The sequence below is a fragment of the Nesterenkonia xinjiangensis genome, from assembly GCF_013410745.1.
Taxonomy (GTDB): domain Bacteria; phylum Actinomycetota; class Actinomycetes; order Actinomycetales; family Micrococcaceae; genus Nesterenkonia; species Nesterenkonia xinjiangensis.
Genome location: NZ_JACCFY010000001.1, coordinates 2,064,454 through 2,087,497, shown reverse-complemented (window position 1 = coordinate 2,087,497; position 23,044 = coordinate 2,064,454). Strand labels below are relative to the sequence as shown.

At 69.2% G+C, this 23,044-nt stretch carries 18 protein-coding genes and 1 riboswitch; of the genes, 2 read left to right on the top strand and 16 right to left on the bottom strand.

Annotated elements, in window-relative coordinates; all coding sequences use genetic code 11:
• Positions 1–78 precede the first annotated feature (78 nt).
• On the top strand, positions 79–1,032 hold the full coding sequence (locus HNR09_RS09480) for an aminodeoxychorismate lyase (protein ID WP_246348776.1): 954 nt from the start codon (positions 79–81) through the stop codon (positions 1,030–1,032).
• Here HNR09_RS09480 and HNR09_RS09475 read toward each other — a convergent pair.
• The 10 genes from HNR09_RS09475 to HNR09_RS09430 all read right to left on the bottom strand — a co-directional run bounded on the left by HNR09_RS09475 (position 1,013) and on the right by HNR09_RS09430 (position 15,198).
• Complete coding sequence (locus HNR09_RS09475; RefSeq protein ID WP_179541808.1) at positions 1,013–2,371, bottom strand: LLM class flavin-dependent oxidoreductase; 1,359 nt, start codon at positions 2,369–2,371, stop codon at positions 1,013–1,015. The two genes, HNR09_RS09480 and HNR09_RS09475, sit on opposite strands and share 20 nt — an antisense overlap.
• Before the next feature lie 2 nt (positions 2,372–2,373).
• On the bottom strand, positions 2,374–3,189 hold the full coding sequence (locus HNR09_RS09470) for a 3-oxoacyl-ACP reductase (protein ID WP_179541807.1): 816 nt from the start codon (positions 3,187–3,189) through the stop codon (positions 2,374–2,376).
• A gap of 101 nt (positions 3,190–3,290) precedes the next feature.
• A riboswitch (TPP riboswitch) is annotated at positions 3,291–3,386 on the bottom strand.
• A gap of 99 nt (positions 3,387–3,485) precedes the next feature.
• Entirely contained in the window at positions 3,486–4,325 is an 840-nt protein-coding gene (locus tag HNR09_RS09465; RefSeq protein WP_179541806.1) for a carbon-nitrogen hydrolase family protein, read from the bottom strand.
• A gap of 78 nt (positions 4,326–4,403) precedes the next feature.
• Positions 4,404–4,988, bottom strand: coding sequence for a DinB family protein (locus HNR09_RS09460; RefSeq protein ID WP_179541805.1), 585 nt, complete (start codon positions 4,986–4,988; stop codon positions 4,404–4,406).
• A 188-nt stretch (positions 4,989–5,176) separates the two neighbouring features.
• On the bottom strand, positions 5,177–7,039 hold the full coding sequence (locus tag HNR09_RS09455) for an ABC transporter family substrate-binding protein (protein ID WP_179541804.1): 1,863 nt from the start codon (positions 7,037–7,039) through the stop codon (positions 5,177–5,179).
• Positions 7,040–7,181: 142 nt separating this feature from the next.
• Positions 7,182–9,341: an ABC transporter ATP-binding protein gene (locus HNR09_RS09450; RefSeq protein ID WP_179541803.1), complete on the bottom strand. Its 2,160-nt coding sequence runs from the start codon at positions 9,339–9,341 to the stop codon at positions 7,182–7,184.
• Complete coding sequence (locus HNR09_RS09445) at positions 9,338–10,282, bottom strand: ABC transporter permease (RefSeq protein ID WP_179541802.1); 945 nt, start codon at positions 10,280–10,282, stop codon at positions 9,338–9,340. Before HNR09_RS09445 ends, HNR09_RS09450 begins: the two co-directional genes overlap by 4 nt.
• 4 nt (positions 10,283–10,286) lie before the next feature.
• Positions 10,287–11,282 (bottom strand): ABC transporter permease subunit, encoded by a 996-nt coding sequence (locus HNR09_RS09440; protein WP_179541801.1) that lies wholly within the window; start codon positions 11,280–11,282, stop codon positions 10,287–10,289.
• 714 nt (positions 11,283–11,996) lie between these two features.
• Positions 11,997–14,525: an ATP-binding cassette domain-containing protein gene (locus tag HNR09_RS09435; protein ID WP_179541800.1), complete on the bottom strand. Its 2,529-nt coding sequence runs from the start codon at positions 14,523–14,525 to the stop codon at positions 11,997–11,999.
• Between the two features lie 19 nt (positions 14,526–14,544).
• The gene (locus HNR09_RS09430; protein WP_179541799.1) at positions 14,545–15,198 is read right to left on the bottom strand and encodes an ECF transporter S component; all 654 of its coding nucleotides are present in this window, start codon (positions 15,196–15,198) and stop codon (positions 14,545–14,547) included.
• Between the two features lie 430 nt (positions 15,199–15,628).
• Here HNR09_RS09430 and HNR09_RS09425 point away from each other — a divergent pair, with 430 nt between their 5' ends.
• Complete coding sequence (locus tag HNR09_RS09425) at positions 15,629–15,901, top strand: DUF4235 domain-containing protein (RefSeq protein ID WP_179541798.1); 273 nt, start codon at positions 15,629–15,631, stop codon at positions 15,899–15,901.
• Between the two features lie 48 nt (positions 15,902–15,949).
• Here HNR09_RS09425 and mnhG read toward each other — a convergent pair whose 3' ends face one another.
• From mnhG to HNR09_RS09395, 6 genes are read right to left on the bottom strand one after another with little or no spacing between them, the layout of a single operon-like run.
• Positions 15,950–16,357: a monovalent cation/H(+) antiporter subunit G gene (mnhG, locus tag HNR09_RS09420; RefSeq protein WP_246348775.1), complete on the bottom strand. Its 408-nt coding sequence runs from the start codon at positions 16,355–16,357 to the stop codon at positions 15,950–15,952.
• Positions 16,354–17,046, bottom strand: coding sequence for an MrpF/PhaF family protein (locus HNR09_RS09415; RefSeq protein WP_246349222.1), 693 nt, complete (start codon positions 17,044–17,046; stop codon positions 16,354–16,356). The genes mnhG and HNR09_RS09415 overlap by 4 nt, the downstream gene beginning before the upstream one ends.
• A complete protein-coding gene (locus HNR09_RS09410; protein WP_179541796.1) occupies positions 17,046–17,711 on the bottom strand; it encodes a Na+/H+ antiporter subunit E in 666 nt (221 codons plus the stop codon). The genes HNR09_RS09415 and HNR09_RS09410 overlap by 1 nt, the downstream gene beginning before the upstream one ends.
• Positions 17,708–19,414: a Na+/H+ antiporter subunit D gene (locus HNR09_RS09405; protein WP_179541795.1), complete on the bottom strand. Its 1,707-nt coding sequence runs from the start codon at positions 19,412–19,414 to the stop codon at positions 17,708–17,710. Before HNR09_RS09405 ends, HNR09_RS09410 begins: the two co-directional genes overlap by 4 nt.
• Before the next feature lie 3 nt (positions 19,415–19,417).
• A complete protein-coding gene (locus HNR09_RS09400; RefSeq protein ID WP_070160239.1) occupies positions 19,418–19,957 on the bottom strand; it encodes a Na(+)/H(+) antiporter subunit C in 540 nt (179 codons plus the stop codon).
• On the bottom strand, positions 19,954–22,983 hold the full coding sequence (locus tag HNR09_RS09395; protein WP_179541794.1) for a Na+/H+ antiporter subunit A: 3,030 nt from the start codon (positions 22,981–22,983) through the stop codon (positions 19,954–19,956). The genes HNR09_RS09400 and HNR09_RS09395 overlap by 4 nt, the downstream gene beginning before the upstream one ends.
• Positions 22,984–23,044 lie beyond the last annotated feature (61 nt).

Genomic DNA, 23,044 nt, shown 5'->3' with positions numbered 1-23,044 from the left:
ATCAGCGCCGCATACGGCTCACCATCCTACGGTGTCAGGTGTTCTCTCCGGCCCTCTGAGCGGCCTATGCTGAGGGACATGGCTGAGCACTTCCACGAGGACTCCGTCGCCGCCGTCGCCGTGCGGATCGACGTCGAGCACCCTGACGGACTGATCTTTGACCCGCACCAGCCGCAGCTGCGGGTCACGGATCTCGGTGCCGTGCGCGGCGACGGGGTCTTCGAGACCATGTACGCGGTGGAGGGCCGGGTCCGCAAGATCGAGGCCCACCTGGAGCGGTTGGCCCGCTCTGCGGACATCCTGGACATCAGCATCCCTCCGGCGCAGAGCTGGCGGGCGGCCGTCGAACTGGGCTTCGAGGAGTACCGCACCCGCGGCGCCCTGCCGGATGAGCTGACCATCAAGCTCGTCGCCACCCGCGGGGTGGAGGGCGAGCCGGCCTCCGACGATCCTGCCTTTGCCGGGACGTACTGGGCGCTGCTGAGCCCGGTGACCGAGGCGATGCGCGCCACCCGGGGCCAGCCGGTGGGCGTGACCCTCCTGGACCGCGGCTATGACTCCACCGCCGCCGAACGCGCACCCTGGCTGCTGCTGGGGGCGAAGTCGCTGAGCTACGCGGTCAACATGGCCTCGCTGCGCTGGGCGAGGCAGCATGGCTTCGACGACGTCATCTACACCACCTCCGACGGGCAGGTCCTGGAAGGACCCACCTCCACGGTGCTGATCGTCACCCGCGGGGCGAACGGCGCCCGCCGACTCACCACCCCGGTGCTGGAGACCGGCATCCTGCCCGGCACCACCCAGGGCGCGATCTTCACCGCCGCCGAGAAGGCCGGGTGGGAGCTGGGCTACGGGCCGCTGACTCCGCAGGACCTGCTCGACGCCGACCATCTCTTCCTGGCCTCCTCCGTGCGCCTGGTCTCCCCGGTGGCCCGCCTCGACGACGCCGAACTGGCCGTGGACGACGAGCTCACCGCTGAGCTGATCGATCTGCTCGCCGAGGACCTCCCTGTCAACCACCCGCTGGACTGAGCGCGGACTCCTGCACCTCGGAGCCGCGCCGCTCCGGGATCTGCAGGCCGAGGTGGTCGCGCAGCGTGGTGCCGGTGTATTCGCTCCGGAACCGGCCACGGCGCTGCAGCTCCGGGACCACGTGCTCCACGAAGTCCTCGATCCCTCCCGGCAGGGTGGGCGGCATGAGGTTGAAGCCGTCGGCGGCGCCGGAGTCGACCCAGCGTTCGATCTCGTCTGCGACGGACTCCGGGGTGCCGACCATGGTGCAGTGCCCTCCCCCGGCGGCGAGCCGTCCCAGCAGCTGCCGGACCGTGGGCTGTTCGGTGGCGATGATCCGCAGGATCGTCGCGTAGCGGCCCTTGGGCCCGGTGAACTCCTCCAACGGGGGCAGATCCGGGACCGGCGCGTCCAGCTCCCAGCCCGAGGCGTCCTGACCGATGAACACGCTCAGCTGGCGCAACGAGGCTTCGGTGGGCAGCAGCTCGTCCAGAGCGGCCTGCTTGGCCCGCGCCTCAGCTATGGTCGAGCCCACGTAGGTGACCAGCCCGGGCATGATCGCGGTGCCGCGGGGCTCACGGCCGACGGTGGCGAGCCGACGTCGTACGTCGGTGCTGTAGTCCAGTGCGGCCTCGGCGTCGTAGGCGACGGCGTAGATCGCCTCCGCGTGACGTGCGGCGAGGTCCCTGCCCTGCTCCGAGGCCCCGGCCTGGAAGAGCACCGGCCGGCCCTGCGGCGGGCGGGGCACGTTGAGCGGCCCCGCGACCTGGAAGTGCTCGCCTTGGTGGTCGATGGGCGCGATCATGCCACCGTCGGCGTAGCGGCCGTCCCGCTCGTGCAGCAGGGACTCCTGCGGCCAGGAGTCCCAGAGCCGGATGACGGCGTCGATGAACTCCTCGGCCCTGGCGTAGCGTTCTGCATGGGCAGGCATGGACGGATAGGAGTGGTTCTGCGCCTCGGCGTCGAACATGGAGGTCACCACGTTCCAGCCGATGCGCCCGCCGGTAATATGGTCCAGGCCGGCGAGCAGCCGGGCCGCGTGGAACGGGGTCCAGAACGTGGAGGAGACCGTGCTGACCAGCCCAATCCGTTCGGTGTGCTGACTCATGGCGGAGAGCAGCGTCAGCGGCTCCAGGAACCAGGTGGGGCCGTCCTCGACAGCGCCGATGCCCAGCGAGTGGCCGTCGGCGAAGAACACCGCATCCAGCTTCCCCCGCTCGGCGGTGCGGGCCAGGTCGATGTAATAGTCGACGTCGCCGAGGCGCTCGACAGCGGAGTCCGGGGCGCGCCAGGCGGCCTTGTGGTGCCCGACGCCGAAGAGGAACAGGTTGAGCTTGACCTCCGGTGCGACCGCTCCCATGCTCAGCCCTTCACCAGCCCGCCATCGACGATGAGGTTCTGTCCGGTGACCCCGCGGGACCACGGGCAGGCGAAGAACAGCGCGGCGTCAGCCAGCTGCTCCGGAGTGGTGACCGTGCGCAGCGGAGTGCCGGCGGCGATGGCGTCGAAGACCGCCTCCGGAGTGGCGGCGGAGGCGTCGGTGGTGCGCAGCAGCCCACCGGAGACCATGTTGACGGTGATGCCCTCGGGGCCGAGGTCGTCGGCGAAGGTGCGGGTCAGCGAGAGCAGGGCCGCTTTGGCGGCGGTGTAGTCGTGGTAGGGCACCACCGGGTGCTGGAAGAGGTTGGTGCCGATGGTGATGACTCGGCCCTGGCCGGCTTCGCGCATCCCGGGCAGTGCCGCTTGGATGAGGTTCAGCGGACCGGTCACGGAGCCGGCGAACTGGGCCTCGAACTCCTCGGCGGTGATCGCATCGGCCTTGGAGCGGGCGTCGCCGGTGAAAGCGAAGTCCACCAGGGCGTTGTTCACCACCGTGGTCACCGGACGCTCGAAATGCTCCCTCGCGGTGCTGATCAGGCTGCGGACCTGCTCCGCGTCGCGGACGTCGGCCTGCACCGCGAGCGCCCGCTCCGGGTGGGCGGCGGCGATCTCCTCGGCGGCGGCCTGCGAGGAGTGGTAGTTGACCACCACCCGGGCGCCTTCGCTGAGGAAGGCGCGGGTGATCGCCGCGCCCAGGCCGCGGGCGCCGCCGGTGACGACGACGACCTGTTCGCTCAGCGGCAGCGCGCCGTCGTCGTGCTGGGAGGTGACTTCTGTGGTGATGGTGGCGGTGCTCATGCGTGCCTCTCGTCTCGAGGCGAAGGCAGCCCGCAGGCGATGTGCGACGTGAGCCTGCGGCCATCTGCGGACCGATGCTCACCGCCGCGATGCGGCCAAACGCCGCACCAGCCGGACGATCCCTTCGCCAGTGCTAACTGGATCAGGTTCGACGGGTGTCATCTCAGCCGCAGTGCGCGGCACCCCGTGTCACAGCCTTCATCTCATCACATGGCGGGCGTCACAGCCAGTCGATGACAGGACGGGCCGTCAGCCGGCGTCCCGCAGACTCCTGAGCCCTCTGGGCTCCGTGAACGTTAGCCCTGCGGGATCTCCCGGGCGTTGGCCAGCACCGGGAGCCTCTGCCGGGCAGCGGTGACGACGTCGGCGTCGAGGTCGGCCACCAGCAGCTCCGGGGCCTCGCCAGCCTCGGCGAGCATCTCTCCCGTGGGCGAGACGATCATCGAGTGACCCACCCCGGTGGGCGCCCCTTCCACCGCCTCGACGCCGGCGGCCGAGGGCAGGCCCTGGCCGCAGGCGATCACGTACTGCGTGGAGTCCAGCGCCCGGGCACGAGCCAGCAGCCGCCACTGGTCCACCTTGCCCGGCCCGGCACCCCACGACGCCGGCAGGATGGTGGCGAGCGCGCCGGCCCGGGCGTGGGCGGTGAACAGGTTCGGGAAGCGGATGTCATAGCAGGTCGCCAGCCCCAGCGTCTGCCCGTCCAGAGCGAACCGGGCCGGGGCCTCGCCGGGAGCCACGGTCTTGGACTCCTGGAAGCCGAAGGCGTCGTAGAGGTGGATCTTGTCGTAGGCGGCCAGCACGCCGTTTCCGGTGCCGTCCACTGCGCCGTCCACCACGAGCAGGGTGTTCGTCACCCGCTCGCGGCCCTGCTCCCCCGGCTGTGCGGGGGTGAACATGCCCGCGACGATCGCGACCCCGTGGCGCTCCGCGATCCGACGCAGTTCGGTGCCCCAGGCTCCGTCGACAGGCTCGGCGATGGGCGTCAGCGAGTGTCCGAAAGCGCGCTGCACGGCCTCGGGGAACACCACCAGACGGGCGCCGGCCTCAGCGGCCTGCGCCGTCCACTTCTCCACGAGCGCCAGGTTCTGCTGCGGGTCCTCACCGGTGACGATCTGTGCTGCTGCGATACGCATGGGCCCAGCCTACGTCGCAGCGCCGCGTCCCGGGAGCGCGGGCCGAATCCCTCCCCTGGTTCCGCAGACGCCTCAAGCTCAGAGGAATTCGTCAGCGATGCGCTGCAGCTCCACCACATGGTCCTGCCACTCGGCATCCTCGGCCGGGGGCATGTTGTCATTGCCGTCCTGCATGCCCACGGCGCCGTCGAGCTGCTCACGCAGGATGTCGGCATGACCCGCGTGCCGTGCGGTCTCAGCGATCAGGTGGACCAGCAGCCGCCCCAGAGTGGTGCGCCCGTTCTCTCCCCACCAGGGCACCTGGGCGGGCGCACCCAGGCCCAGCTCGGCGACGGCGTCGTCGGTGGTCCGCCAGGAGGTGCGGTAGAAGTCCCGCACCCACTCGCGGCTCTCCTCCTGAGTCGCGTAGAGGTCCGCGTTGAGGGCGGCGCCGGCCTCCAGCCACGGCATCGGCACCGGACTGGGACGGCCCAGCGGTGCGGTGAAGTAGCCCATCTCCATGCTGGCCACATGTTTGACCAGGCCCAGCAGGTTCGTCCCGGTCGCCGTCAGCGGCCGGCGGACGTCATGCTCCGGGACGCCGTCGAGCTTCCACAGCAGGGCCTCACGGAGCCCCTGCAGGTAGCGCAGCAGCATCTCTGGCTCAGCATCATCATCGCTCATGGGGGAACTGTAAGAGCTGCCTCATTCCCACGGCACCGTTCCCCGGCCGCACCCTGACACCACCCGCACATGGCGGGCTCTCTCTGCTCTGCGTCTTGTCCCCGCCCTGTTCGTTCGTCCCCGTGGAATTGCACGGGGACGAACGAACAAGACGGGGACACATGACGCGTCGCGGGGGCCGGAGAGCCTCAGTCCTCCTCGTCCGCGTCTTCCTCGTCAGCATCCTCGTCCGCGTCCTCGGGATCCGTGTCCTCGAGCTCCTCGACGTCGACGCCGGTGTCGGTGCCGTCGTGGCCGGCGTCGTCCTCCCAGCCGACCTGAGTCCAATCCGTGGTCTCGAAGAGGCTCGGACCGTAGTTCGCGAGCCCCTCCCGGAAGGCGGTGATCACCGGACCGTTGGCGTAGGCGAGGTAGTGGAAGTACTCGCTGAGCGCCTCCTGCTCCAGGGCCTGCGCTTCGGCAAAGCGCTCATCGTCGTCCTCGATGCCGAACAGCTCGCTGATCCGGTCGTCGAGCTCCTCGTTCCCCAGCCCGGTCAGGTTTCCGTCACCAGTGGAGTAGAACTGGTTGGGGGCACTGGTCGGGTCCGCCCCGGCCTTGCCGTAGCACATGTTGACCAGGCCGAAGTCACGTCCGCCGACGACCTCGCCGAACTGCCCCGACCCCTGGTTGTTGACGTCCAGGTTCATCCCGGCACCGGCCGCCATGCTCTGCGCGGCCTGGACCATGGCCTGGTTGATCGGGTCATCCCCGAAGGTGTTGAAGACGACGCGGAGCTCCTCACCGTCGCGGCTGCGGAACTCGTCGTCGTCGCTCTCGAAGGTCCAGCCGGCCTCCTCGAGCACCTCCTCGGCACCCTCCGGGTCGTCGTCCTCGACCGGGTAGGCGTCCTCATAGCGCTCATCGAAGGGCATCATCAGCCAGGACCCGGGAGTCTCCTCGTCCCAGTTGATGCCTTCGAACTGGATGGCGGCGAGCTGCCCGCGGTCCAGGACGCGGAAGATCGCCTCACGCACCGCCACGTCGTCGAGGTTGGTGGCGTCCCCGTTGAGCACGAAGCCACAGGTGGCCATGCGCTGGCCCCGACGGATGTCGTAACCGTCCTCGGACCACTCGGTGAGCTCCTCGTAGCGGGGCCGGGTCGCGACGCTGGTGGCGTCGATCTCGCCGTTCTGGAACGCCGGGATGGTCGCACTGGTCTCATAGGTGGCGAAGTTCAGCCGATCGAGCACCGGCGCCTCACCCCACCAGTTCTCGTTGGGCACCAGCGAGATGACATTGGCGGCCAGATCCATGGTGTCCACGGTGAAGGGGCCCGCGAGGAACTCGGGACGGACGTCGTTCACGAATCCGTCGTTGAACTCCTCCGGAGTGTCAACGTCCGGGTGGATGATGGGGCTGTCCCCCTGACTGCCCCCGTTGAAGATGCTCTGCCAAGGCTGATACATCTCCTCCATGGTGATGGTGAAGTGCCACTCATCCTCACCCTGCTCGACACTCTCGACCTGGTCATAGGCCGTGGTGCTCACCAGGTCGTAGCCCTCCTCGTCCCCCGAACGGATGGCGAGGGTGTGCTCATAGGTCTCGAAGTCGATCGGCGTGCCGTCGTTCCAGACGGCCTCCGGATTGAGCTCATAGTGGAGCAGCTGGACGCCGTCGTCGGTGATCTCCTGCTCTGCGGAGAGGAAGTAGTCCTCGTTCAGGACGTAGTCGCCCTCCGGGTCCAACCTCCAGGCGCTGGCGGTGTGGACGGCGCTGAGGATCTGCCGGGTGTCCTGCGCGTTGCCCGCATTGGTCAGACCGTTGAAGTTCGGACCCAAGTGACCGATCGGCAGGGTGAGCTGGCCGCCCTCCTGGAGGGCGTCGGCAGGCTGGGCGTTGATGTCATAGACCTCCTCGAGGTCGCCGCTCAGTGAGGCCTCATCGGGAGCAGATCCACCGCCTCCCCCGTCACCGTCACCGCAGGCCGACAGGGTCAGCGCGCCGATCGCCAGCACGGCACCGGGCAGCGCTGCCCTGCGTCGCAGGGTCCTTCTCTTCGGAAATGTCATCTGTCCTCTCCTCCAGTACGAATGCACGGACGCCCAAGCTCCGCTCTTCCCTCCCTGACCGACGAGGCTTCGCCGTCTCAGGGCCACTGACCGGTCGGGGCGGGCGGGCTCCCCGGCCGGAGACTCTTCAGCACATCGCCGCTCAGCTCAGCGAGGTCTGCTGGACACCGAGCAGATCGGTCGGATGGTGGCAGGCCACCCGTTGGTCGACATCGCCTCTGCCGTCCAGATGCTCCAGCTCGGGCTCGACCTCCTCGCACACGGTCTGCCTGTCCTTCGGCAGCATCGCGTAGAGAGGACACCGGGGACGGAAGCTGCAGCCGACCGGCACGTCCGTGGGCGAAGGCAGATCGCCCTCCAGCACGAGATGTCTCCTGCGGGTCTCGACCTCAGGGTCGGGCACCGGGATCGCCGCGAGCAGAGCCTGCGTGTAGGGGTGCCGCGGGTTCTCATAGATCTGCTCGACGTCACCGATCTCCACCAGGCGTCCCAGGTACATGACCGCCACCCGGTCCGAGATGTGGCGCACCACCGAGAGATCATGGGCGACCATCACGTAGGAGAGCCCCAGCTCTGACTTCAGCCGCTGCAGCAGATTGATGACCCCGGCCTGGATGGACACGTCCAGGGCGGAGACCGGCTCGTCGAGGACGATGACCTCCGGGTCCAGGGCCAGCGCCCGGGCGATGCCGATGCGCTGCCGCTGCCCTCCGGAGAAGGCGTTGGGGAACCGGTCCAGGTGATCCGGCTGCAGGCCCACGATCTCGACCAGCTCGAAGACCCGGGCGGTGATGCGCTCCGGCTTCCACCCCTGGGCCTGCATCGGCTCGGCGAGCAGCTCGTAGACGGTCTGCCGTGGGGAGAGAGCTCCGGTGGGGTCCTGGAAGACCATCTGGATCCCGGCACGCTGCTCTTTGGACGCCCGGTGCTTCTTCCTCGAGCCGAGGATCTCCGTTCCTGCGAGATGGATCGTGGAGCCCTCGGGCGGGTCCAGCTCCATGATCTCCAGCAGCGTGGTGCTCTTCCCCGAGCCGGACTCCCCCACGATGGAGAAGCATTCGGCCTCCCGCACCTCGAAGCTGACGTCATCCACTGCCTGGATCGTGCCCAGCCGGCGCTTCAGCAGCCGGGATCGCAGCTCGAAGCGCCGGCTCAGATGCGCGACCTCCAGCACCGTCGGGCGCGACTCCCGTGGAGTCAGCTCGATGGCCGACGGGGCGACCTTCTCCACCCCGTAGACCACCCGGGGGTCGGACAGATGCGTCTCCTCGAGCCGCACACAGGCGGCGCTGTGCACCGGCCCGACGCCGTCCGCGCCCGGCATGGGCACCGGCCGCAGCACCGGTTCGCCCTCCTCACAGAGACCGGTGGCCATCGGACAGCGCGGCGCGAAGGGGCAGCCGCTGGGCGGATCGGTGAGATTCGGCGGCCGGCCCGGGATCGTCGCCAGCGCATGCTCCGCGTGGACGTCCAGACGCGGGACGGCCGCCAGCAGCCCCATGGTGTAGGGCATCGACGGGCGTGCGAAGACCTCTCGGGTCGTCCCCTTCTCCACCGGACGCCCTGCGTACATGACGATGAGATCGTCGGCCAGACCGGCGACGACGCCCAGATCGTGGGTGATCATGATGATCGCCGCCCCGGTCTCCCGCTGTGCCACCTTCAGCAGCTCCAGCACCTGGGCCTGCACGGTGACGTCCAGAGCCGTCGTCGGCTCGTCGCAGATGATCACCGCGGGGTCATTGGCCATCGCGATGGCGATCATCACCCGCTGCCGCATGCCTCCGGAGAACTCGTGCGGAAAGTTCTTCAGCCGCTCCGCCGGGGAGGGGATACCGACCTTGTCGAGCAGCTCGGCCGCGCGCGCCTCCTTCTGCTCCCGGGTCATCTGCGGGTTGTGGTTGCCGATGGCGTCGGTGATCTGCTGCCCGACGGACAGTACCGGGGTCAGCGAGCTCAGCGGATCTTGGAAGACCATGGAGATCGTGTTGCCCCGGTGCCGGCTCATCTCCTTGTCGCTGAGTCCCAGCAGGGACTCCCCGCCCAGGCGGATCTCCCCGTCGATGCGAGCGTTCTGCGGAAGCAGCCCCATGATGGCCATCGAGGTCACGGACTTCCCGGAGCCGGACTCGCCGACGATCCCGAGGACCTGCCCGGCCCGCAGGTCGAAGTCCATCCCGCGCACCGCATGCACGGTGCCCGCCTCCGACGGGAAACGGACGTTGAGGTCCCGCACGGAGAGCACGACCTCGGACTGCTCGCCCGGGGGGCGCGGTGAGGCGTCGACTGATGTGGTGCTCATGCCGTGGCCCTCCCTCCTGCACGCGACTCGGGGTCGAGGGCGTCGCGCAGCCCGTCATTGATGAGCATCAGGGCCGCGACGATGAGGCCGAAGGCGATCACCGGCGCCCAGAACATCCACGGCTGCTGGCCGAACACGTAGCTGCGCGCCTGGAAGATCAGCAGACCCAGCGAGGTCTCCGGCACGGAGACGCCGATGCCCAGGAAGGACAGTGAGATCTCCGCGAGGATCGCGCCCCACACGCTGGTGGTGGCGTTGATGATCGCCAGCGAGGCCAAGTTGGGCGCCAGGTGCCGCCAGACGATCCGCAGCGGGTGGACCCCCATGAACCGGGCCGCCTTGACGAAGTCCCGATCCACGAAGGACAGCGACATGCCTCGGATGAGTCGGGCGGAGGCCATCCAGCCGAAGAAGACCATGATGAACGCCAGGGTGACCGGCCCGCCGTCGCGCCCGGTCATGATGATGCCGATCAGGATGATCTGCGGGAACATGATCAGCGCCTCGATGAGCCACATCAGGGTGCGGTCCACCCACTTGCCGAAATACGCCATCGCACAGCCGGCGAGCAGAGACATCAGCGGGGTCAGGACGCCGACGATCAGCCCGATCATCAACGAGGTCCGGGTGCCCTGGGCGAGCAGGGCGACCATGTCCACCCCGGCCGAGTTGGTGCCCAGCCAGTGCTCCGCGCTGGGCCCGGTGCCGAGGTTGAGGAAGTCCTGCTCCGTGTACTGCCAGGGGGTCAGGTGGTGCCCGAAGAGCGCGAAGGCACTGAGCAGGGCCAGCAGGAAGACGCCGAACACAGCCAGGCGGTTGCGCAGGAAGCGGGTGAGGATCAGCCGCTTCTTGCCCATCGGTCGGAATCTCACCGACTGGCCGGGCATCTCCTCAGCGGAGGCACGGGTGTTCTGCACAGTGCTGAGCGGAGTGATGGACATGGGATCACAGCCTCACTCTCGGGTCGACCAGGGAGGTGAAGAAGTCCGCGAGGATCGCACCGATGGCGAAGATGATGCAGCCATAGAAGACGATGATCACGGTGGAGTTGACGTCGTGGGCGTGCAGCGCGCGCAGTGCCCAGGAACCGAGGCCGTCCCAGTTGAAGACCATCTCGGCCATGACCGTGCCGGTGAACAGCGCCGGAATGGTGAAGGCGATCGACTGGGCGGTGGGCACGAAGGACACCCGCAGGGCGTGCTTCCGGATCGCCTGGTTCCGGGTCAGACCGGTGGCTCGTGCCGTCCGGACGAAGTCCGCGTTGACGAAGTCCAGCAGATACTGCCGCTGCGAGATCTGCATCGCAGCCCAGCCGAACAGCGTCATCGCGACAGTGGGCACCGTGTAGTGGGCGGCCATGTCCACGAACTGGTTCCAGGTGCCCTCCACGCCGATGCTCCGGAACCCCGTGACGTAGAAGATCTGTCGGCCGGTCAGCTCGTTGACCCAGATGGCGCCCCGTTGGACCAGCAGGTAGGCCACCGGGACGGGCACGATCATCGTGAAGTAGGAGTACCAGGTGGTCACCCGGTCCCCCATCCGATACTGGCGGGCCGCGGCGTAGACGCCCAGGATGATGCCGATGACCATCGTCAGCACGGTCGCCAGCAGGGTCAGCTGGGTGGAGATCCAGACGCGGATGGCGAACTCGTCGTTGACGAAGCCGCCGTTGGGCATCCGACCCCAGTCCCAGGCGGTGATGATGCCGGTGATCCACACCCAGTACCTCTGGAGCATGTTCTGCTCGGGATCAAGGTCGAGACGGCGCAGCGACTCTTGGGCGTTCGCCCGGCTGGCCTCCGGGTCCAGGCCTCCGCCCATGATGTCCATGAGCTGCGCCTCGGGATTGAAGAAGCTGACGGCCATCAGATAGGACAGCGAGGTCACCGCGAAGGTCATCACGGCGTAGCGCACCAGGCGCAAGGAGAGAAACTTCAGCACAGGCATCCCTCCTGCGGTGGGCCCCCGTGGCGGCGGCAGGGACGACGGGCGAGTCCCGGCGCGGCTGGGGCGGCGGGCTGGGCAGTTCGCTCAGCCGGGGCGCCCCGGGGGCTGATGGTCGACGTACTCACGGACGGGCGTTCCTCACATGACGCAGTCCGCCATCCGGCGGCGGCGATTCGTCGTCGCTCGAGCAGAAGGCTCCGGCGCCCGACCCGGACATCCCAGGGGACGGGCCAGGCCATCGGACGGTGAATCTCGTGATGTCGTCTCGGCGCCGGTGCGATCAGCTCAAGTGACGTATCTAACATCTGAACAAGGTGATGCCCACCCTACGCGTGGACGAGCCCGTCTGAGCAGGGATGACGGGGGTCAGCCGCATGAGCTTCGGCGATGGAGGACGCAGGAGTGTCATCCATACCGATTCCCCATCTGCTGTCACGACTCAGGAGTCACCCTGTGTGAAACATGCCAGCATCATCGGAGACCTGCAACACATCTTTCAAAGTTCCGCGTGATTCTGGGGTCGAGAAGCACCGATCAGAGGTGGCCCGGCGATGGTGGGCGCCCCGGGCAGGGGGCGGGCCGTCACACGCTGGTGACGCGAGCGTCACATGGCGAGACGTCGCCTCCCCACCCCGGCACGCAGGGCGGGCCCGAGAAAAAAGACACAATGTGACGATCGCGCCCCGGCGGTGACCTGTCGATCGGCGATCACCAGGCTGGGTTCCAGTGGCCGCTGAGCACCGCAGCCGCCAGCGCACCGACGGCCAGCAGCGCGCCGCCCAGCACCACAGGGATGTCGACGACGCTGAAGCTCGCCGGGCGGGCCCAGGTCCGGGCCGGCGCAGGCCCGGAGGCACCTGAGGACGCGCCGAAGCCGCGGGACTCCATGGTCACCGCCAGCCGGGTGGCCACCCGGATCGCCTGCACCAGCAGCCCGAAGGCCTGTGAGCAGGTCGCCCGGACCTTGCCCAGGAGCCCGCCCTGCGTGCCCACGCCGCGCGCCCGCCGCGCCAGCCCGATGGTGGTCCAGTGCTCGGCGAGCAGCCCCAGCAGCCGCATCGCCGCCAGCGCCCCGAGCACGAACCGCGCGGGCAGGCGCATCTGCTGGGCCAGCGCGTCGGCCAGATCGGTGGGATCGGTGGTGGAGAAGATGATCACCGAGGGCAGCACCACGGCGAGCGCGCGGGCCCCCATCGCGATGCCCAGCTCCACCGATCCCTCGCTGACCGTGGTGAATCCGAAGTCCAGCAGCACCGCCCCGGACTCCTCAGCAGCGATCGCCGTGCCCCAGACGGCCACCACGGATCCGATCGCGAAGGGCCAGATCCGCAGCAGGAACTGGCCCAGCCGCAGACCGGCCAGCGGCAGGAGCAGGAAGCTGGCCGCGATCACCACCGAGGAGCTGACCCAGTCCATGGTGGAGACCAGCGCGGCCGTCACCAGCAGCACCGCGAGCAGCTTCGCCAGCGCGTTGGCGCCCCCGAGCCGAGACTCGGAGCGCACCCCGGTCAGCATCGGGGCGGCGGTGCCGCGCGGGCGGGAGGCCCGGTGGTCGACGACGCCGTCACGCCGCGTCCGCCCGTCAGCGCAGTCGTCCTCCTCGAGCGCGTCCTCCGCGGCGGCCTGCCCGGTCGCCTCCGGACGCAGCGGCATCTCCTCGGCCTGCAGGGCACGCAGGAACGCCTCGTCGTGGGTCACCGCGACCACGGTGCCGCCGTCGTCGAGGTGCTCGCGCAGCAGCCGGATCAGTGCAGCGAAGGTGTGGGCGTCCTGCCCGAACGTCGGCTCGTCCAGCATGAGGACCTCCGGCCCGGCGGCGAGCACCGTGCCCACGGAGAGCCGGCGCTTCTCCCCACCGGAGAGGGTGAACGGGTTGACCTCCGCCAGATGCGCCAGTCCCAGCCGGGTGAGCAGCCGATCCACGCGGTGCTCGACGTCCTCTGAGGTGAACAGCGGCGCGTCCTCGCCGGGCTGCCGCGCCTGCCGGGCGCCGAGCGCAAGCTCCTCGCGGACCGTGGGCCGGACGAACTGATGCTCCGGCTCCTGGAACACCATCCCGATCCGAGCCACCAGATCCGCCGAGCGCCAGCGGTGCGGGTCATCCGTCAACGCCTCGCCACGCGGCCCTTTGAGCTGTCCGGTGGCGACGAGCTCGCCCTCGTGGACGGGGATCAGCCCGGCCAGGCTCAGCAGCAGGGTCGACTTCCCCGCCCCGTTGCGTCCGGTGATGCCCAGCGCCCGGCCGGCGGGGAGGTCGACGTCGATCCCCTGAAGCACCGGTGCCGGACGACGGGACTGACGGCGCCGCGGCCTCTCCCGGGAGACGGCGAGCTCCCGTCCGGTCAGCAGGACCCGGGGCCTCGGGGCCTCGGGCCCCGCAGTGGCGCCCTCAGGCTGGGCACCGGCATCGGTGTCCAGAAGCAGGTCCGGGACCGGATCATGGCCCGGCACCCAGAGTCCGAGCTCCACCAGATCCGCCCGCAGATCGGCGTCGTCATGGATCCGCCCGGCGGGTACCCGGTGGCGCACGCCTCCGGCGGTGTCGAGCACGATCAGAGTGTCCACATGGTCCGCCCAGGTGGACAGCCGGTGCTCCACCACCAGCAGGGTGGATCCGTGGCGCACGGAAGCCTCGATGACCGCGTCCCGCACTCTTCGGGTGCCTTCGGGGTCCAGGTTGGCGGTGGGCTCGTCGAGGAGCAGCAGGGCCGGGCGCATGGCCAGGATCCCGGCCAGCGCCAGCCGCTGCTTCTGCCCGCCGGAGAGCCGCGCGGTGGGATGGTCCAGCAGTGCGTGGGCCTGCTCCCCCGAGCCGGCCAGGCCGGTCTCCACCAGCACCTGTCGCACCCGGTCCCAGATCTGGTCCGCAGGCACCGCGAGGTTCTCCGGGGCGAAGGCGACGTCGTCACCCATCCGAGAGAGCACCACCTGGGACTCCGGGTCCTGCTGCATCAGGCCCATCCGGCCACGGGCCTGCTCCGGGGTGAGTCCGTCGATCAGCAGCTCACCGGAGGAGACGGCCTCCTCATCATGGAGCACTCCGGCCAGGCCGTGGAGCAGGGTGGACTTCCCGGCCCCGGAGGCCCCCACCAGGAGCACCTTCTCCCCCGGGTCCAGGTGGAGGTCGAGCCCGTCCACGGCGGGGGCGGACCGGTCGGCGTGCTGGTAGCGCCAGCCCCGGACCTCGACGGCGGCACCGCCGGTGAGTCTCCCGGGAGGGCGCGCCGACGTCGTCATGCGGTCCTGCGCCATCGGCTCAGCCCTCACGACGACGGCGCAGCACCGGCTCCTGATGCGCCCGGCGGGAGGCCAGTGGACCCAGCACCGAGGTGGCCGCCAGCCCGCGGGTGGCCAGCCAGGACAGCAGCCCGGCGATGATCGCCCCGGAGAGCGTGAAGCAGCCGATGTGGATGAAGGTCTCCAGCGGCGCGTAGGCGTACATGGGGATGATCCAGTGATAGGTCGCTCCGCCGAAGAACCCGGAGAGCGCGCCGGCGAGCATCGCGACCTCCAGCGTGTACCGGCGGTACAGGAAGGCCAGGAAGATCAGCTCCGCGCCGAGCCCCTGCACGAAGCCGGAGGACAGCACGGTCAGTCCCCACTGGGAGCCCAGCAGGGCGGAGACCACGGCGGCGACCATCTCGCAGTAGATCGCGGCACCGGGTTTGCGGATGATCAGCATCCCCAGCACGGCGGGGAAGAGCCACATGCCGTGGACCAGCGTCGCGGCCGGCGGGTAGGCGGCGAAGAGCCCGCCGACGACGTGGTAGCTGAGGTTCCATCCCCAGAAGATGACCCCGGAGGCCACCGCCAGAGTGGAGGCGACGACGATGTCGGAGACCGACCAGCGGAAGGTCCGCGGCCGGGTCCCCGCGCGTGCCGGTGCAGTGGTGCGGTGCGTGCTGCTCATGATGCTCCCTCGTGTGACGAGCGTGGACCACGAGCACGCAGGGAGGGAGCCGTACCTGCCGCCGCGGACAGCCGATGACGGCGTGCAGGTCCGGCATCCGAGGACAGCTCGACTTCCTTCGCAGGCGTTGATCGGGCGGCATCGCGCCCGGGTTGTCCTGATCAGGTTCGAGGGTCTGGGCCGTCAGCCCACTCTCAGCGCATTCCGTCTCCCGCAGGGGGCGACGGGGAGCGCTCCCCTGTCGTGTCTCGAATGACGTGCCCCACAGTAGCGCATCCCCTCCCTCCTGGCGGCCCGGCCCGTTAGGCTGGAGGCTGAGCAGGTGACCGATGATCCCCGCCCTCGAGTGGGACGCCGACGTCGCCCCTGTGCCAGACTCGCGTGAGAACCCCGACATCCGAATCCCACATCCGAATCCCCAGGAGTGCCGATGGACAAGATCATGGACAAGCTGCTGACCACCGGAATCTCCCTGGCCGGCGGGTACGCCGCCACCAAAGCCTTCGAGTTCGCCTGGCGGCAGGCCACCGGCGAGGACACTCCCCGGGCCAGCGAGGAAGAGGACATCTCGCTGCAGAAGGCCCTGGTGTTCGCCATCTCCTCCGCCGCGATCTCCGCAGGCGTCCAGGTGCTCTCCCAGCGCGGAGCCAAGGCCTCGGTGAAGAAGATCAAGGCCGCCTACGCGAACAAGGCCGAGGTCTGAGCGGCGCGCAGCACAACAGCACGACACCGCGGACCCCCGTCGAGGGTTTCAGCCACCGTCGATCTCTCGGCGGGCTCCATGGCCGTGCGAGATCCGGTCCACTGCCCGGGCCAGCTCGTCCTGCGCCAGCTGCTCGGACTTGAAGTGCTTCGTCCGGTACCCGGCGCGCCCCACCACATGGGCGCTCGCCGGGGCGGTGAGGATCTGCAGACCCCAGGCGAGCAGGACGAGCACGAGGCCGCTCCAGCTGCGCCAGGTGATCGCCGCGGCCAGCAGCAGGCTCAGCAGGCCGAGAACCTGAGGTTTCGTGGCCGCATGCATCCGTGAGTGCAGATCCGGCAGCCGCACGAGTCCGATTCCGGCCGCCAGCGACATCAGCCCACCGATCACCAGGAAGACGGCGGCCACGGCGTCGAGGATCTGATCCATCAGCTCCACGTCCACAAGGTCCATCATCGTGTCCCCTCCCCCGGCTCCTGGTCGGGAGTCTCTCCGGAGGGCTCCTCAGCCTCGTGCTGAGCCTCTTCCTCCGCCTCTTCCGCCGCACGGCGACGACGCGTGGTGAAGCCGGAGCGGGTCAGCTCGCGGAACCACGAGGTGGCCGGGTCCTCGTCCTCCCCGTAGCCGCGGGGAGCGAGAGTGCCGCCGTGGGGATCCACCGGATCCATCCCGCCGAGCCGTGAAGGGCTGGCCGCATACGGGGCCCGCCCCCCGTCCATGGCGCCACCATCACCGGCGGGGGCGGCGCCCGACATGCCGGGGCCGGCGGGGCTTCCACCGCTTCGGGGCCCGGCATCCGCACCGTCCGGTGCGCCCGAAGGGTCGCCGGAGCTCGTGGCCACCTGCGGCAGCGCCCCGGTGAGCACGCTCACCCCGGAGTCCTCCGGCCGACGCACCGCCACGTACCGAGCGATCGCCACGGCCCCGAGGAAACCGATCACAGCGGTGGCCACGACGAAGAGGATGAAGTCCTGGTGCCCTCGGGCGACCATGTCCGTGATCAGCATCGAGGAGACGATGATCAGGATGACGTCCACACTGATCACCCGGTCCAGCACCGAAGGCCCTCGGAACACGCGGAAGACGGAGCAGAAAACGGCCACCGTCAGCAGCGCCTGGGTGATCCAGTAGGCGTAGGTCAGCATCACCGTCCTCCCTCCTCTGAGACGCCGGCGGGGCCGCGACGTTGCCTCGCCGACGCCGGAGCCGCGGAACGCGTCGGGATCGCCTGGTCGCGCTCCGTCTTGGAGAAGCCGCTGACCCGCCCCAGCCGCTTCTCGGCCTTCACCACCGCCAGGTCCGATCGGTTCCCGCAGCTGCGGAGCACCAAGGCCTCGGTGTGCAGGGCATCCTGCCGGATACGCTCGGCGTCGTGGTCATCGGTGACGTTGAGGCAGTGCAGGTACAGGGTCGCCGTAGTGCGGTCCACATCGATCACCAGCGAACCGGGCACCAGTGCCAGCGCGTGGCCTGTCACCGTGACGATGAAGTCGTCATGGCTGCGCAGCTGCACCGAGATGATCGAGTTGCGCACCTTAGGTCCGCGCACGACGGCGATCCAGGCCACCTGGAAGGAGGCCGCCACCATCTTCGCCAGGAAACGGAGAGTGAAGACCAGCACCCACCAGATGTTGATCCGACCCGAGCCGCGCAGCGGCGGCAGGTAGAACAGCCGCACCACGGCAGTGCCCAACACGGCCCCGACGATCAGGGTGCCCAGGGTGAAGTCCTGCCACAGCGCCATCCAGAGGAAGCTGAGGAAGGCGATCAGCGGCAGCTCGAGCGGCAGCGGGGTCCGGGGTCGCTTCATCGGTCATCAGCCTCCTGCACGGACTCGTCCTCGGGCTCCAGGGAGGTCCGCACCGGGGCGAACTCGTCCGAGCCGCCGTCGCCGGTGTCCAGGTCAGGGATCTGCGAGGCCAGGTCCTCCAGCTCCTCGCGGACCCCGTCCACGCGCTCCTCCCCCAGCACCGCCTCAAGGTAGGGGGTGCGCTCGTACATGTCCTGGGCGGCCGCTCGGGAGAAGGACATCAGGGGCCCGGCGAACACGGTGAACGCCAGGGACATCGTCACCAGCAGGGCGGTCGGCGCCACCACCGACATCGGCAGCAGCCGCTTGTTCGCCGCCCGCGCGTGCGCCAACGTCTTCGACATCAGCAGCCGGTCCGGGGAGTCTGCGTCCTCGGCCTTGCGCCAGAACGCGCGCGCCCAGATCCGGGCCACGGCCAGCAGAGTCAGCAGCGAGGTCACCACAGAGCCGACCACCAGGGTCCAGGTGATCCAGGTGCCCTCCGCGATCCCGCCCTGGATCATCCCCAGCTTGCCGATGAATCCGGAGAACGGCGGAATCCCCGCCAGGTTCATCGCCGGGATGAAGAAGAGGACGGCCAGAGCGGGGGAGATCTTCGCCAAGCCCCCCAGCCGATCCACGTTGGAGGACCCGCCTCTGCGCTCGATCAGTCCGGTGACCAGGAACAGCGTGGTCTGAATGGTGATGTGGTGGGCCACGTAGTAGATCGTGGCCGACATGCCCACGATCGAGACCAGCGAGAGTCCGAACACCAGATAGCCGATGTGGCTGATCAGGGTGAAGGAGAGCATCCGTTTGATGTCGCCCTGGGCGAGCGCACCCAGGATGCCCACGATCATCGTCAGCAGCGCGACGATCATCAGCGCGGTGTTGATCCGCTCCCCCGGGAAGAGCAGCGTCTCGGTGCGGATCATCGCGTAGATGCCGACCTTGGTCAGCAGGCCCGCGAAGACCGCCGTCACCGGGGCGGGGGCAGTCGGGTAGGAGTCCGGCAGCCAGAACGCCAGCGGGAAGACCGCCGCCTTGATGCCGAAGGCCACCAGCAGCATCACGTGCAGCAGCAGCTGCATGTCGCCGTCCAGATCGCCCAGCTTCAGCGCGAGGTCCGCCATGTTCACGGTGCCGGTGGCCGCATAGACCACACCGATGGTGATCAGGAACAGCATCGAGGAGATGACCGAGACGACCACATAGGTCACCCCCGCCCGGATGCGAGACTCCCCTCCCCCGAGGGTCAGCAGCACATAGGACGCCGTCAGGAAGATCTCGAAGCCGACGTACAGGTTGAACAGGTCCCCGGCCAGGAACGCGTTGGACACCCCGGCCACCAGGATCAGGTAGGTGGGGTAGAAGATCGAGACCGGGCCGGCGTCGTCGCCCTCCTCCGCGGCGCCCTGGCCGACCGCGTAGAGCAGGACCGCCAGGGTGATGATCGAGGAGACCACCAGCATCAGCGCGGAGAACCGGTCGATCACCATCGAGATGCCGAAGGGCGCCGGCCAGCCGGCCAGATGCACCGCATGGGCCCCGCCGTCCCAGGTCTCCGCCAACAGGGTGATCTCCAGGACCACGGTGAGCACCAGCGTGCCGATGGTGATCGCCCGCTGGGTGGTCCGCTGCCGGAAGAAGGCGAAGGCGAGGCCGGCGCCGAAGAACGGCAGGAGCACCGCCAGGGGCAGCAGCTCCACGAAGTTGGTCTGCATGGGTCAGCGCCCCGTCCCGTGATCGGGGCGGCCGTCGCCGTCGTCCTCAGGTGTGTGCGCGGAGGCCACCGGAAGGTCCTCGTCCCGCCCCGTGCGCGGGTTGAGCAGCCGGGACGACTCCAGGTCCTCGACCGCGAACTCGGTGGTCTCGGTGGGCACTTCGGAGTCCTCCTCCGGGTCATAGATGGGCTGGGAGGCCACCCGCCGGTCCTCCTCGTCATCGGAGAGCTCATCCTGACGGGCCAGCACCCAGGACCGGTAGATCAGCGCGAGCATCAGGCTGACCAGGGCGAAGGCGATCACGATCGCCGTGAGCAGCAGCGCCTGCGGCAACGGATCGAAGAAGGGGGCGTCGACGTCGCCGTCGACCACCAACGGAGAGTCCCCCGCCCGGCCGCCGGTCTGCAGCAGCAGCAGGTTCACGCCGTTGGAGATCAGGATGATGCCCAGCAGCACGCGGGTCAGCGAGCGTTCCAGCAGCAGGTAGATCCCGACGGCGAACATCACGCCCATCAGGATCAGCAGAGTCAGGTTCAGCGTCACCGGGCCACCCCCATGGTCGTCTCGGAGTGGAGCCCGTGCCCGTGGTAGGGGTCGCCCCGCTCGGCGGCGCGGTTCTCCATCTCGGAGCGCACGTCGATCTCGGAGCCGAGGCTGCGCAGGATGTCCAGGATCAGTCCGACCACCACCAGATAGACGCCCACGTCGAACATGATCGCCGAGCCGACGTGATGCTCACCGAACACCGGCAGGTCCACGTCCAGCATGGCGGACTGGAAGATGTGCCCGCCCGCCAGCAGGGACACCAGTCCGGTGGAGCAGGCCAGCGCGAGACCCCAGCCCATCAGGGAGGAGGCGCTGAACGGCACTGCCGCCTCCAGCTCGTAGCGCCCTCCGGCCAGGTAGCGCAGAGTCAGGGCCAGGCCCGCCAGCAGACCGCCGGCGAAGCCTCCTCCGGGCAGGTTGTGCCCCGCCAGGAGCAGATACAGCGAGAGCAGGATGATCGCGTGGAACATCAGCCGGGTCACCACTTCGAAGATGATCGAGCGGTGCTCAGGGGCCACCGTGCGTCCTGCCACGAGCCAGGCCTCACGGGCCACTGTGGAGAAGCTCCGGGCCACCCGGATCTCCTTGGCCTGCCGCGGGGTCAGGTTGTCCTCGTTGAGCACCCGGCCCACCGAGCCGGTGGGCACCTCGTGGAGGCTGCGGCGTCGTGCGTCCCGGCGCTTGACGAAGATCAGCGAGGCCACCCCGGTGGCCGCGACCGCCAGCACGGTGATCTCCCCGAAGGTGTCCCAGACGCGGATGTCCACCAGTGTGACGTTGACGATGTTGGCGCCCTGACCGACCTCGTAGGCCATCCAGGGGAACTCCTCGGAGATCGGTACCGCCACCCGCGAATCCATGCCGACCGCGAGCGCGCCCATCATGGCCAGCCCGAAGCCGATGCCGAGCACCACACGGCCGATCTTGAACCGTGCCGGATTCTGGGTCCAGATCCCCGCCGGCAGGTTGCGCAGCGCGAGGACGAAGACCACCAGCACGATGGACTCCACCAGCAGCACGGTCAGCGCGAGGTCCGGAGCGCCCTGCAAAGCGAACAGCCCGGCGATGCCGTAGCCGCACAGGGAGACCATCAGCACCGCCATGAAACGCTTGGGCGCCCAGACCGCACCGATCGCGCCGGCGACGATGACCACGGCGAGCACCAGCTGCAGCGGCTGCTCGGCGATGATCCAGCTCTGCGGCACCTGGTGGGCGGTGAACAGCAGCACTCCGGAGACCACCCCGGTGGCGACCGCGATGATGATGAACAGATACCAGGCGAGCGATCCCCGCTGGGTCACCGAGGTCAGCCAGACGGCGACGACGTCGAGCACCTTCACCGAGGAGCGGTAGCCGCGTTCGGCGTCGAACACGGCGGGAGTGCGCTGCTGCAGGCGGCCGAAGCGCTCCCGCACCGCGAACAGCCCCAGGCCGAGCCCCCAGGCCAGCACCGAGAGGCCCAGCACGGGAGTCAGGCCGTGCCACAGCGCCAGGTAGGTGCCGGGGGCACCCTCCGAGACCGGGTGGAAGAGCGAGACGAACGGGTCGATGAGCCGCTGCACCGGAGCCGGCCACAGCGCCAGCAGCACAGTGGCGACGGCCAGCAGCGCCGGGGCGGCGAGGAACACGGCCCCGGCCGGCGCGTGGAAGTGCGTGGTCTCCAGCGGTTCGCCGGTGGCTCCGCGTTTCGTGCCGAAGGCGCCCCACAGGAAGCGTGCCGAATAGGCCACGGTGAGCGCGGAGGCGACGACGACGCCGACCATGACCACCCAGCCCCAGCCCGGGTGGACCTCTGCGTAGCCGTAGAAGGATTCGAAGACGACCTCCTTGGCCACGAAGCCGAACAGCGGGGGCAGGCCCGCCATGGAGGCGACTGAGACGGCGGAGATCCAGAACAGCGCGCGCTGGGTGCGTCCCAGCCCGGAGAGGCGGGTGAGGTCACGGGTGCCGGTCTCATGGTCGATGATGCCGACCACCATGAACAGGGCCGCCTTGAACAGCCCGTGGGCCAGCAGCATGGCCAGCCCGGCCAGGGCGGCGTCCTCGGTGCCCAGGCCGTTGATCATCACCAGGAAGCCCAGCTGGGAGACGGTGCCGTAGGCCAGCACGAGTTTGATGTCGGTCTGCCGCAGCGCCCGCCAGGCTCCCACCAGCATGGTGGCCAGCCCGACGCCGAGCACTGTGGGCATCCACAGGGCGGTCTCGTGGAAACCTGGGGCCATGCGGGCCACCAGGTAGACCCCGGCCTTCACCATGGCGGCGGCGTGCAGGTAGGCCGAGACCGGGGTGGGAGCGGCCATCGCAGCCGGCAGCCAGAAGTGGAAGGGCACCAGCGCAGACTTCGAGAGCGCACCGATGAGGATCAGAAACAGGGCGACGTCGACCGCCGTGCCCTGCAGCTGGTCGGCCGAGGCGAGGATCTCGGAGAGCCGGTAGCTGCCGGCGAGCTCGCCCAGCCACAGCAGCCCGACCAGCATGGCCAGGCCGCCGAAGGTGGTCACGACGAGCGCCTGGATCGCCGAGCGGCGCGCCAGGAGGCGATGCGCCGAATAGCCGATCAGCAGGAAGGACAGGACGGTCGTGAGCTCCCAGAAGATGAAGAGCATCACCAGGTCGTCGCTGAGCACCAGGCCGAGCATCGCCGCGGCGAAGGCGAAGAGCTGGCCCGCGAAGGGTCCGGCAGAGGCCTCCGAGGATCGGAAGTAGCGGGCGCAGTAGAGCAGCACCAGCGCACCGACCCCGAGGATCAGCAGGGACATGATCAGCGCGAGCGCGTCGATCCGGAAGGCGATCTCCACCCCCAGCTCCGGGATCCACTCGGTGATCTCCGACGGCGGCGCGTTCGGCGCCCCGGAGGGAGCCCCCTGATCGGCGCGCAGCACCTGCGGGAGATAGGTCAGCACCCACACCATGGCCAGTGCGCTGATGGCGGCGAGGATATGGAAGGAGGACCGTCCGAATCGGCGGAACAGCCAGGGCGCCGCGAGGCTCACTGCGAAGAGCACAGCGAGCACCAGCAGCATAGGTGTCCTTCCGCGTCGAGGACCAGGCTGTGCGGCGCGGGATGCTCCACGTCAGCCGCAC